The sequence below is a fragment of the Methylotuvimicrobium sp. genome, assembly GCF_050611805.1.
Lineage (GTDB): Bacteria > Pseudomonadota > Gammaproteobacteria > Methylococcales > Methylomonadaceae > Methylotuvimicrobium.
Window position 1 is genome coordinate 1 of the sequence record NZ_JBNGHF010000026.1, and the last position, 12,883, is coordinate 12,883.

Annotated in this window: 10 protein-coding genes; 4 read left to right on the forward strand and 6 right to left on the reverse strand. The window is 47.4% G+C overall.

Features of this window, described 5'->3' with window-relative positions; all coding sequences use genetic code 11:
• Positions 1-93: 93 nt before the first annotated feature.
• The 5 genes from ACRJJO_RS13365 to ACRJJO_RS13385 all read right to left on the reverse strand — a co-directional run bounded on the left by ACRJJO_RS13365 (position 94) and on the right by ACRJJO_RS13385 (position 8,740).
• A complete protein-coding gene (locus ACRJJO_RS13365; RefSeq protein ID WP_431066202.1) occupies positions 94-2,712 on the reverse strand; it encodes a TonB-dependent receptor domain-containing protein in 2,619 nt (872 codons plus the stop codon).
• Between the two features lie 453 nt (positions 2,713-3,165).
• Positions 3,166-4,443, reverse strand: coding sequence for an LLM class flavin-dependent oxidoreductase (locus ACRJJO_RS13370; protein WP_431066203.1), 1,278 nt, complete (start codon positions 4,441-4,443; stop codon positions 3,166-3,168).
• Between the two features lie 786 nt (positions 4,444-5,229).
• Positions 5,230-6,129, reverse strand: a complete 900-nt coding sequence (locus tag ACRJJO_RS13375) for a divergent polysaccharide deacetylase family protein (protein ID WP_431066204.1) — start codon at positions 6,127-6,129, stop codon at positions 5,230-5,232.
• A gap of 54 nt (positions 6,130-6,183) precedes the next feature.
• Positions 6,184-7,500, reverse strand: a complete 1,317-nt coding sequence (locus tag ACRJJO_RS13380; protein WP_431066205.1) for a S41 family peptidase — start codon at positions 7,498-7,500, stop codon at positions 6,184-6,186.
• 61 nt (positions 7,501-7,561) lie between these two features.
• Complete coding sequence (locus ACRJJO_RS13385) at positions 7,562-8,740, reverse strand: murein hydrolase activator EnvC family protein (RefSeq protein ID WP_431066206.1); 1,179 nt, start codon at positions 8,738-8,740, stop codon at positions 7,562-7,564.
• Between the two features lie 759 nt (positions 8,741-9,499).
• Here ACRJJO_RS13385 and ACRJJO_RS13390 point away from each other — a divergent pair.
• The 4 genes from ACRJJO_RS13390 (at position 9,500) to ACRJJO_RS13405 (ending at position 11,847) form a co-directional block, all read left to right on the forward strand.
• Positions 9,500-9,814 carry an ArsR/SmtB family transcription factor gene (locus ACRJJO_RS13390; RefSeq protein WP_014146945.1) on the forward strand — a complete coding sequence of 105 codons (315 nt, stop codon included), beginning with the start codon at positions 9,500-9,502 and terminating at the stop codon, positions 9,812-9,814.
• 51 nt (positions 9,815-9,865) lie between these two features.
• On the forward strand, positions 9,866-10,306 hold the full coding sequence (locus ACRJJO_RS13395) for a rhodanese-like domain-containing protein (protein ID WP_431066207.1): 441 nt from the start codon (positions 9,866-9,868) through the stop codon (positions 10,304-10,306).
• A gap of 65 nt (positions 10,307-10,371) precedes the next feature.
• Complete coding sequence (secB, locus tag ACRJJO_RS13400; protein WP_431066208.1) at positions 10,372-10,842, forward strand: protein-export chaperone SecB; 471 nt, start codon at positions 10,372-10,374, stop codon at positions 10,840-10,842.
• 6 nt (positions 10,843-10,848) lie between these two features.
• Positions 10,849-11,847: an NAD(P)H-dependent glycerol-3-phosphate dehydrogenase gene (locus tag ACRJJO_RS13405; RefSeq protein WP_431066209.1), complete on the forward strand. Its 999-nt coding sequence runs from the start codon at positions 10,849-10,851 to the stop codon at positions 11,845-11,847.
• A gap of 306 nt (positions 11,848-12,153) precedes the next feature.
• Here the strand turns inward: ACRJJO_RS13405 and trmL are convergent, their stop codons facing one another.
• The gene (gene trmL, locus ACRJJO_RS13410) at positions 12,154-12,624 is read right to left on the reverse strand and encodes a tRNA (uridine(34)/cytosine(34)/5-carboxymethylaminomethyluridine(34)-2'-O)-methyltransferase TrmL (protein ID WP_431066210.1); all 471 of its coding nucleotides are present in this window, start codon (positions 12,622-12,624) and stop codon (positions 12,154-12,156) included.
• Between the last annotated feature and the right edge of the window lie 259 nt (positions 12,625-12,883).

Consider the following 12,883-nt stretch of genomic DNA (forward strand, 5'->3'; position numbering starts at 1 on the left):
TCAATTTTTGAAAACTTGGCTTGCAATAAACGAGGAGTCCATATATGAGTATAAGTAGCCAGTTTTCTCTTTGTTAGCGCTTTCGAATCCGAGTCAAAAATTCGCGGTTACGCTCATTCTGAAACTGACCGGTTCGACGGGATGAAAATGAATGTCCTCGACTGGATCGGCTTCACCTCGCAGTTGCGACTCGTAGTAATAGTCGATTGCGCTGTCTTTGCGGTCTAGGATATTAAACACTTCGGCCTGCACGGTCCAGGTCTGGTCGAAACGATAACCGAGCATCGCCGATAACAAAATCGTCGAATCCGAACGGACACTGTTGTCTTCGATCAACGGTCTCGGTCCGAAATAACGCAACCTTGGGCCGCCGAAGAAACCTCCGAAAATATCGTGAACCGTGGCACCGGTTGCCATCACGCTTTCAATCGCACCAGGAATACGATTACCGGCCGGATCGTTACCGCGAAAACGCGCTTTCGAAAAGCTGAAATCGGCATCGAAGGTCAGCCAACCGATCGGCGAATAATAATTTGCCCATTCGACGCCGAAACGACGGCTAGGACGGCTGGCTTCAGTCGTTCCCGCATCGCCGACGAATAACAATTCGGAATCGATACCCAGCCACCAAACCGATAACGTGCTCTGCAGCCCTTTAAGCCAGGTCGTGCGCAAACCAGCTTCGGCCCCGTAAGTACGAACTAACGGCACGGCGCGGTTAACCTGATTACCGTCTCCATCTATCGTATCCCCACTTGCAGGATCGACGCGCTGGTTGACGCCGCGCGCATCGTTACTATGAAAACCGAGACCGCCGTTCAGGTAAAACTCGGTATCGGCCCACGGCCCGAATACGATACCGGCTTTCGGACTAACGATACCGTCGGTACGCGTATCGTTGTTTTCGGCCCGGTTGCTGTCGGAAACGTCGAATTGAAAGCCGTCGAAACGAACGCCCACTTGCGTTCTAAGCCAGGACGTCCAACGGGTCTTATTTTCGAAATACGGGCTGACGTTGGTCACGCGCACATCGTCGCTACGAACGGTATCCCACCTCTGCCGCGCCTCGGTCAACAGCAAACCGTTACGGATTGAGTCGTTCCGCACCTGCAAACCGATGGTGCTGTCGGAGTCGAACGACCCGATTTTATGAAAAAAGGTGTGGCTTGCGTTCAGACCGGATGTCCAACGCCGATCAGGCTGAGCGAATTGATCGCCACGGTCCGGATCTGCAAGAAAATAGGTAAAGTTCGAGTACAGGTCGAGTTCATGATAAATCCCGTAGACCGTCAGTTTGGATGCCGACACGTCGTCTTGACGATGCCATTCGCCGGTTAAACTGTAACGCCGGCTGCTCCCGCCGTCGGTTGAATCGAGTGTGCCGAAGCGCTCGATCGTTCCGGAGTCGACGGCACGCCGGGGAATTTGATCGGTCGCATCCCAGTCGGCTTTATAGGCCATCGCGGTGACGCTCCAGCCCGAGCTTTCGTACTCCTCGCTGTAGCGAAGCACACCGTTGAATTTCAGATAATCGTTGCTGACCGTCCAGGGCCCCCCGTTATGAACGATTTCGCCGCCATAAAGCAAATTGCCGTCACCGAGCCTGTGCGAGCCGGCCGACAGCCCCCGGTAATAATCGAAATTACCGCCGGTAAATCGAGCGATATGTCCGGGCAAGGCATTGGCGTAGCGAATATCGGCGGCGCCGGCACTGGAAAAATCGCCGTTTTCGGCGTAGTAATTGCCTTTTTGATAATGGATCGTGGCTATCAATTCGGGAATCAAAAAATTCGTATCAGTCCAACCTTGGCCATGCGCGTGCGAGACCAAATTCACCGGCACGCCATCGATCTTGGTTAAAAAATCGGTACCGTGATCGAGATTGAAGCCTCTTAAAAAAAATTGATTCGATTTACCCTCGCCGCTATGTTGAGAAGCAATCAGACCGGGGACCGTTTCGAGGATCTCTCCCGGCCGAATGATAGGTCGGTACTGCAATTGTTCCTGGCCAATATTACCTTGCGAAGCACTATCGGCGATGCCGACCAAAGAATCGCTGCGCTCGGTCACAACCATATTGGGAAGCAACTCCAAATGTATCGTTTCGGATTCGATATCCGAAACGCTATCGCCATCATCCTCAACCGCCTGTGCATGAACCGAAGTTCCGAACACTGTGGCGAACGCCAAAACTGCCAAGCGCACCATTATGATGCCGGTACCGTGCAATAACAGTGTCGCGGTTACGAATCCCAAAGCAAACGACAACAAACCGGCAGAAGCAGGCATTTCCTGTCCGTGAGCGTAGCCGTGAAAAAAAGCAAAAAACATCACGACTGAAATACTCGCAAGCGCCGGCACTCGAATTCTGCGCAAGGCCAACACCCCGAACACCCCCACCGACAAAAGAATCATCGGTTCGACGCCCGGTACATTAAAACCAGTCACGCCGAATAATCCGCCAAGACACATCACACCGACAAAGGCCAACGGCAATTGCCATACAGAGTTACCTTTAAGCTGCGCGGCCCAAACGCCAACAGCAAGCATCGTCAATAGATGATCCCAACCTTCAAGCGGATGACTGAAACCGCTAAGCCAGCCGCTGCTGTCGATGTCCTCAGTATGCGCTTGGGCACACAGCGGAAATAATATCAACGACAAACATAACGACCACATGGCCCAAACGGACTTTTTAGAAAAATAATTCATTCTATACCTCGGTCATTAAACCCTTTTCGAAAGGCTATGTTCGCGTTAGCAGTTGAAACGGTTCTCTTTCCTACTAAATAAACCATTTAGTAAATAGTCAATGATTGCTTTCCAAAACACTGAGCGTGAAAGAGGGTACGATTACTCGCCTGACAGGACGACGTAAACCCAGCACCTAAATTCCATAGTCTATTGGCCATGATTGATTACATAGATAATTTAGGTGCTGGGTAAATACGTCCATGTAGGCTTGACGGCGGCTTTCCCTGCCGCCGACACCTGTCAATCGAGCAACCGTACCCTCCTTTCAACCATTGGCGTAATAAAGTATCAACTATTAACGCGAACATAGCCTTTCGAAAGCTATATCCCTTGCTAGTCAAATTTCGGCGCCAGGCGATCGGCGCCCGTTGACTGATAAATACGGCGCCATCAACAAAGCCGAACGATTTTTCAGTATGAAAAGGAGTAAGATAACGAAAATTGAATCATCCGTTTCGCTAAATCATTGACCGGTCGCATCAAACCTAAATGATCGCGTAGCGTCACTCCCTCATATTCAGCACGGAATAAGTTTCTAAATTTCAATTCCGGAACGACTAGATCTAAAAAATCGTCAAATCCCCCGGGTAAATAAGGCGGTATGATAGCGAATCCGTCAGCAGCTTCGCCTATAAACCACTCCTCCAGCTGATCGGCAACTTGCTTTGGTGTACCGATAACGACTCGATGCCCGCTGTCATTAAGCCTTCGCAATGACACAGACGCGACGTCCATCAGCCCGCGTATCGATTCTATCGAGGCATTCCGGAAACTGTTATGATCGAACCATTCCGGTAATGCTTGTTGCAGAATAGACTCTGTAGTACTTTCATTGTCGAGATCGGAATCAAACGACCCTAATCTTTTCGCAGAGTTTAGCGACTCCTTGAGTAAATGATATTTTTCATGAGCCGCCTCGGCTGTCTCGGCAACGACAGGCACCACACACGACACAATTTTTAGCTGCGAAGGACACTTACCGAAACAGATCGCTTTTTCTTTTAGCTCGGAATAAAACAACCTTGCCTGTTGTTCATTCTTCTGTCGAACCAAAACCACTTCAGCACTCCGTGCCGCCAATTCAATATCCTTATCGGATAAAATATTTTGAACCAGTACCGGGTGATCATAATTGGTTCGCTCCAAGACTACCGCATCCAACTTGTTGCTTTTATTGATGGGCCTGGATAAATTATCAAATCCATCTTCAACTTCCCACATTGCCCACAAAGAAGTCACTAAATCAATATAATCGCGAGTTCGCTCCGTAAGAATATTTCGATCATTATTATTTTCCGTCCCGGGATTCCAACCGGCCCGCCCTCGACTGATATGAGCGAGGGCGGAAAACGAACCTGCCTGACCATATGGATCGGAGTAATCGCAACATGCCGGCGCCACCAAACCGATCCGATCGGTAACACGCGCCAACGAAATCAATAGCTTTACCGATTCATCATCCTGAGAATGACAGAACAATGACGCATCGGAACTCATAAAGACTGCATCAAATTTAGCCTGCTCGGCCTTTATCGCAACACGCTGACAATCTGAAAGATCCCAACCGGAGACACCCCGTCCCTGTCGTCGCCTATTCGACAAATGACTATTGCTCGTCGGTAAAAAAACGCCCAGTTTCATTTGCCGCATGAACACCCAAACCTCATCATTATCACTCCCCAAACCCATTCATTAGACTTTAAACCGATTCTCCAAAAATCACAGATAGCAATCGACGACACCGGTTATTATTCAGTAGAGAAGGCAAAGATGATGCCAGTATTTTTTTACCAGTTGATGACATACTCAAGGAAGTTAGGAGTCAGCATGAAATAACGCCGACAAATGCTGGAAGGGGGTTCGCTGGCTCGATTGACAGGTGTCGGCAACAGGGCAGATTTTTTGCTCCTCGGCAATTGCTGAGACACCCTAGCACCGTAAAACACGCCACCCATGGCAATTAGATTCTGCCGTTAAGCATGGTCGGATTCAACCCCCAGCACCTAAATTCCATAGCCCATTGGCTACGGTTAACTATCGCGGATAATTTAAGTGCCGGGTTCACGGCGTTTTATCAAGCGAGTGCCTCAAAGCGTAATTCTTGGTGAAGATATTTTGTGCATATCCCTTAGCAACAACAGAGCATTTTGGCTTTATGCCATCTAATATTGCCGCTTTAGCTCCATGTTATATGCCCCAACTTTGTGCCAAATGCCTTATTTTGATTACCAAAGATAATTTTCACATATCGCATTTCGGCATTGAACTTATAAGGAGAGATGATCTGTGCCTAGGACAAACGAATTAAAATAAGAATTACATCAATATGGTGTCCGATTACTTAGTAAATTCAGTCAGTTTGATTAACACAACCCAGTGGCCTCGTTATGCCGCACCGAGCAATGCCAAACTTGAGGAAAAGCCTCGACAAAGACCATAGCGCCAGGAAATTATTTATTGCAAAACCCTTAACCATCAGAATAAATCAAACTCTCGGATCAGCAATTTGTCACTTGCCGTTTGAAAATTCGGCTTTAAAGATATTGGCCTAATCCGTATCGCTCCATATTTTCTTGTTTTCAAGGGTTCCATCGCTTTTTGCTCGGCTATTTGAACAGGCAATTGGCGTTGTTTAACCGGAAATGTCCGAGGAATGGGGTATTGCGGCAATAATGCCGAAACCGGCACTAATTCGACTCCGATTCGATCCAAGTCCGACAATCTTTCCCGTAAAACCTTTAATGTATTCACTCTCGGATGACCAATCGCCACGGCATAACCGCGTCGTTTAGCGGTCGAAATAAGCAACTCGAATTGTTCGCGGATCTTAACTTCCGAATTCACATGATCCAAAAAAACATCCCGACTCAAAGCAGGGACTCGATGAGCATCCGCCACTTTTTTGGCTACCGAATGATCCGTCGTCACGCTGTCGACAAAATACAAAGCATCGGGTTTCCTCGCTAAGGCCTCCATTAACCAGCCCATTGTTACCGGATCACGCGTCAGAGCGCTGCCCATGTGATTATTGACACCCGAAATACCCGGAACAGCCACCAATTGCGCCGAAAACCGACGCACAACCTCATTGCGATCCAACGATACGGTTAGCCCGCCTGACCCCATGGGCTTGTCGCTTAGTGCCTGCATCGGCGCATGTAACATAATTTCCTTACCGTGACGCGATGCAAGTAATGCCAACCGCCTGGAATGCATAGCAAAAGGCAAAAACGAATATGTGATATTACCGGGCAATCCGATTGCGGCAGTACCGATTTCGAGACTATTGCCCATATCGTCCATAATGATGGCGATGCGCGAACGTTCATTTAACTCTGCCGCGGACGGATGCCAGACAATAAAAAACCCCGACATCCCAAAGATTAATAAACCAATGAAATGCCGGGGTCTCATGCGCCGATAGAAACGTTAATTCCGCAAAATTGCGATCCCTTTCAGCAACATCAAGGCTTCATGAAGCGGATAATCGGTAATTTCCAATTTGCTTTTCTCTTGATCTTGCTCGGCATCCTTTGTTTCCGGCTTCTTAGTAGACCGGTTGCCGTTAGTTAAATGGCGCGACAAATCGGCTTCTTTGACCGGCTTAAAGTCAGGTCCTTCGACCGATTCCAACTTATAGCGGTCTAACTGTATATCCGGTTCGATGCCTTCGGCCTGAATAGAGCGGCCTGAAGGCGTAAAGTAACGTGCGGTAGTCAACTTTACCGCCGCTCCGCCACTAGTTGGCAAAACAGTTTGTACCGAACCTTTACCGAACGATTTCTCGCCCATGATGACCGCTCGCCGATGATCCTGAAGTGCGCCGGCTACAATTTCAGATGCCGAAGCGGATCCGGCATTAATCAACACCACAATAGGCGCGCCATCGAGCACATCATCCGGAGAAGCATTAAAACGCATCTCGGAGTTTTCAATACGTCCTTCGGTGTATACGATCAAGCCTTTATCAAGAAAAGCATCGCTTACATCAACGGCTGCATTTAGGACGCCGCCGGGATTATTGCGTAAATCCAGTACTAATCCTTTTAGCTTTCCATCGTTTTCCTTTTCTAATTCCGCCATAGCCTTACGCAAACCCTCACCGGTTTTAGATTGGAAGCTGCTGATTCTCAAATAACCATAATCTTTTTCGAGAAGCCGATTTCTAACGCTTTTAACCTTGATAATGTCCCGGATAATCTCAATTTTCAACGGCGCTTCCTCGCCTTCGCGCATAATAGTCAACACGATGCCGCTACCTGGTTCACCTCGCATCAGCTTTACCGCATCGCCCAGCGACATCCCTTTAACCGGTTGATCATCCAAGCGGACAACCAAATCGCCGGCTTTCACGCCAGCCCGTTGGGCGGGGGTATCGTCGATTGGCGATACGACTTTCACAAAACCGTGCTCCATCGTGACTTCAATCCCCAAACCGCCAAATTGTCCCGTTGTACCTTCTTGAAGCTCCTTGTACTGATCGCCGGTCAGGTAATCCGAATGCGGATCGAGCCCGATCAACATTCCTCGAATTGCATGTTCGAGCAACTGTTTGTCGGTTACCGGTTCGACATAATCGCGCTTGATACGCCCAAAGATTTCGGTAAAGGTACGAAGGTCCTCAAAAGGCAACACCTCGGTCTCCGATGATCGAGTACCTCGCTCAGCTAGGACATTACCGCCAACGCTGATAAAAATGCCCAGGAACATCCCCAGAACCAAACCCCATAAACTTTTTTTCTGCATAGCCCTAAAAACTCCAAACTTCTGATTTCCGATTTAAATAATACATTTATCCTGTGCGATCCTAATCTGTTTTGCGGCACCACCGAACCGGATCGACGGGCTTGCCATTCTTGCGTATTCCAAAATACAGACCCGCCTTGCTTCTACCGCCGCTTTTACCGACCGAGGCAATCACATCGCCTGGAGCGACTCGGTCGCCGACCGATTTATAAAGGCTTTGATTGAACGCATAGAGCGTCATATAACCATTGCCGTGATCGATGATCGTCAATAAACCATAACCTCTTAGCCAATCGGCGAATACTACCTTGCCCGCAGAAACCGCTCTTATTTCCGTACCTTCGCCCGCACCGATCAAAACGCCGTCCCAACGACTTCCCAACCTAGGGCTACCGAATTTTTTTACTAATTGACCTTTAATAGGCCAAGGCAAGTCTCCTTGCGCGGATGCGAAAGGCTTAACAGGCCAATCGACTGTCTCTTGCTGCTTTATGACCTGTTTTCCCGGTTCCGGTTCAAACGGCTGTTTAATCGCCGCTTGTTGTAAGCCATTAACCAATTTTTGTAATCGAGCCTCGCCTTCCCGCAATTGACTCAATCGAAGCTTGCTGGAGGAATAATCTTTTTCCAGACGGACCAGTAATTCTTTCCTTTGCAACCGGCTTCGGTCCAATGCCTCTTGCTCGGTTTTTTTTAACTGCAAAGTCTGCTCGAGTAATTCACTTTCCTTGAAGTTTTCCCGTTCCAGCTCGGTGAGTTCTATGACCGTTTGGCTAATTTCGGCCAGTTTCTCCAGCCTCGCTTTATTTAGATAGGCATAATAAACCATAATACGGCTGGATAGAGCCGGATCTTCTTGATTAAGCATCAGCTTCAACTTTTCCTTACGGCCCATCGCGTAAGCGGCTTTAACTTGATGACTTAGCCCTTCATTCTGTTCAGCTATTTCAAGTTGCAATAATCGCGTTTTGTTGCGCAAATCCTGAATCTTTCGTTGCTTGCTATCGATTTGCCCTTGCAATTGTTTTAAGGTTGCGACGGTCTTGCCATAATATTTTTCAATTTCAGCCAACTGCGTTAATAATGCGCCTTGCTCTTTTTCAATCCGCTTTATATTCCGATTGACTGCATCGATTTCGGCTTGAATTTTAACCAAGTCCCGATTTTTTTCTTCCGCTGCAACCTGAACAGATAAACCACTCAGCGCCAACCAAGCGAAGCCGACGAAAATTTTATTCATAAAGCCCTTCAAGCCTCTGCAAATGAGGATCTGCTCGTCATTTCAAACGGCTGCTGCATGCCAATACTCGTTAAGGAACGAGCATAAAATACCTTCGACAACTGTTGAAAAGGGTTTTGGTGACTCAATTGACAGATGTCGGCGGCAAGGATAGCCGCCGTCAAGCCTACATGCACGTATTCTCCCAGCACCTAAATTCCATAACCCATTGGCTATGGATAATTTAGGTGCTGGGTTCACGGTGTCCTGTCAAGCGAGCGACCGAACCGCCGCAAAGCCTATTAATTGTATAAAGTTTTTTGTGCATATTCCTTAGCTAATTTTTGAATAGAGGGCATAGATTAGCTTAAAGCCTGTTTGCACGCTCTCAATACGAAACGAATTATAGCGTCGGTTTCGTAACTATACCCATCATCGTAGATCAAAATTCGGCATCGAGGTGCTCGGACCCTCCTAAGGCACTGCCGAAATTTGAATTGCGAAAGGCATCACTTCACGCCCGTTTCTAATGGCGTGTTTGTCGTAATCAGTCAAAATGATTGAAAAGCGCCGCTCATTTTGTTAGATTTACTGGCTATTTGAAATTCACTGTTAATAGTCAGGTCCGGTTTGTCACTATAATTATAGTAATACACGTTAGCAAATGTTGTGTATAAATATACTTCGCGGTCATATTTGCAGTTTTTACGACAACCGATCGAAGTCTAATTCTCAACACCCCTGAGCCCACACTGCTTGGTTTTTAAGAATCGATACTCCATGGATCATGACGAAGATCATCTAATCAATAACGACGCGGAAATTGACCGGGCTGCTCGCTGCTTGAAAGCCATGTCCCACCCCCTTCGATTAAAAATACTCTGCGTACTAGGCAGTGAATCGATTAACGTTCAGGATATCGTCGAGCAAGTCGGAACCAGCCAAAGCAACATCTCTCAGCATTTGTCTATTCTAAGAGAAAAAGGCATTTTAGGCTCTAAAAAAGAAGCCAACCGGGTTTTTTATTACATCGATGACGAACGCATGCTTAAACTCATTAAAATGATGCGTGACGTTTTTTGCACCACTTGCTAAACCAACTGTTTTTCCTTCACCTTAATTTCTAATTACCCTACCAATCACCCAATGGATCGTTTAATAGAGTTCATCTTAAATCATTATTTATTGTCACTGGCACTAGCAGTCGTCACCTTCCTGCTGATTCAAGACTTATTTGAGAGCCTGTTCAATAAATTTAAAGCACTCTCCCCTTTATTGGCAGTCGTAAAAATGAATGCCAGCGACGCGATCATCATTGATGTTCGAGAACCGCATGAATTCATTAAAGGCGCTATCGAAAACGCCGTCAACGTTCCGCTCGCCAAACTGGAAAGCCAACTTGGCGAACTCGCTCAACACAAAGACCACCCGGTCATTGTGGTCTGTCAAACGGGAACGCGCTCCGTACCGGCTTGCAAAACCTTAACCAAGGCGGGATTCTCAGATGTTTACAACATCATCGGCGGCATGCAATCTTGGGAAGAAAACAAGCTTCCTATTAAGGTCGCCAGTAAAAACAAAAACTGATTTCCCCAGCTTTTTACGAAATAAAGTTAAATTTTTTCTATTCATAAAAACAGGACTTAAAACCCATGGCCGAAGAAAACAAGCCCACAGAAAAGCATTTCTCGATTCAAAAAATTTATACCAAGGACATTTCGTTCGAAACACCGAATTCTCCGAAGATTTTTACCGAAAAATGGGAACCGAAAGTCGATTTCAATCTTGGCACTAATGTGCAAACCTTGGAAAACGACATGTATGAAGTTTCCTTGACCGTAACCGTCACGGTCAAATGCGGCGAATCAACCGCCTATTTGGTTGAAGTCTGCCAAGCCGGCATTTATGCCTTGAAGGGATTTAGCGAAGAAGAAATGGGCCCGATGGTCGGCAGCTTCTGCCCCAATATATTATTTCCTTATGCACGCGAAGCTGTTTCGGACCTAGTTGCCAAAGGCGGTTTTCCACAACTGCTGCTGGCCCCGGTCAACTTCGATGCGCTCTACGCTCAGCACTTACAACAAGCCAAACAGCAAGCTCCCGGCTCAAATAAGGTCAACTAAAGACTCATGACCTCAACTATCAGCGTACTCGGTGCCGGGTCATGGGGCACTGCTTTAGCGATACAAGCAGCCCGAAACGGCTATCGTACGCTGCTGTGGGGACACGATCCAACCCATATTCGAACACTACAACAGAATAGAACCAATCAGCGTTACTTACCCGGTTTTGTTTTTCCCAACACCCTTGAAACCAGCTCGGAACTTGCCGAAGCCGCAGCATTCAGCGACTTAATCCTGATTGCCGTTCCTAGTCATGCATTCAAGGACACGCTAATCAAACTACGACGATTTACCGGCCAACAGGTGCAAATCGCTTGGGCTACAAAAGGATTCGCACCAAACGACGGATATTTGTTACATTACTCGGTCGAACGCATATTTTCCAAAGAGACTCCGACTGCGGTTTTATCCGGTCCGACTTTTGCCCGCGAAGTTGCGGCCGATTTACCGACGGCAATTACAATTGCATCTAATCATGCCGGCTTCGCTGAACTATTAACCCGAATTTTGCACAGCGCACGATTCCGCACTTACACCAGCACCGACATGATCGGCGTACAAACCGGCGGCGCGGTTAAAAACGTATTGGCAATCGCCTCGGGCATTGCAGACGGTCTGAGTTTCGGCGCCAACACCCGCGCCGCACTCATTACACGGGGACTCCATGAAATAATCCGGCTCGGCTTAGAACTCGGCGGCCGACAAGAAACGTTCATGGGCCTTGCCGGACTCGGCGATCTGATTTTAACTTGTACCGACAACCAATCAAGAAACCGGCGCTTCGGACTTGCACTCGGACAGAACAAAGATCGCGCAGCAGCCCGTGAAGAAATCAACCAAGAGATCGAAGGCGTATCGGCTGCAAAAGAAACTTATTTGCTCGCACAAACGCACGGCATCGACATGCCGATTACCGAACAAACTTACAAGGTACTCTATGAGAACTTATCGCCGTTGGCAGCCGTGCAAAACCTATTGGACCGCGAATTAAAAGCCGAAAGCTAGCTAAACTTTTACAAGTACACTGTCTAGGCCTATGATTTTGTAATGGTGAATGGTGAATGGTGAATGGTGAATGGTGAATGGTGAATGGTGAATGGTGAAAAGATTGTCGATTCTCTGATCCACATTTACAAGAGTAAATTGCCCGCTTTCCGCTAACCCAACAATTCCGAATTTGAGGAAAAAAGGTGCGGAGTGTGCTTGGCGAGGATGCCTGTGATTTTTCCGTCCGCCGACATCTGTCAATCGAGTAACCGAACCTTCCTACCTTAGTTTAAAAATAGGGAAGTTATTTTTATGACTAAATCCTTATTTGATTAACGCACCGACAAACGACTGTTGCCGCCAGGCTTCATACAATACAATCGAAACGGTATTGGATAAATTTAAGCTGCGGCTATCTGGCTGCATTGGTAAATACAGTAATTTGTCCCGCTCCATTGATGTCAAAACCTTAGCGGGCAGACCACGCGATTCCGGTCCGAACAAAAACGCATCACTCGGCTCAAAGCCCACCTCACTATAGACTTTTTGCCCTTTGGTTGATAATGCAAACAACCTTGGCGGTTTTCGTTGCTCGACAAAATCGGCCAACGAACCGTAAACACAAACGTTTGCCCATTCATGATAATCCAGACCGGCCCGGCGCAGTTTTTTGTCATCCATCTCAAAGCCCAATGGCTGGATTAAATGCAAGCTCGCACCGGTATTGGCGCACAACCTAATAATATTACCGGAATTCGCCGGTATCTCAGGCTCATAGAGTACGATATCAAACATTAACGACACTTCCTTGCAACAAAAACGGCAGTTAATCCGACTTCTCTTTAGCCGGCACCTAAATCCAGCACCTAAATTCCATAGTCCATTAGCAATGCTTAATATTTTGGCTCATTAAGGTGCGGGATAAATTCGATAGGTCATTGGCAATGATTCAACATCATGGTTAATTCAATTTTCGTTCCCATGCCCTGCGCTCATCGTTAAACATAAAGTGCAGGGGTACGCTACGCGGATCGCCCAGCGCTAGGTGAGGGAG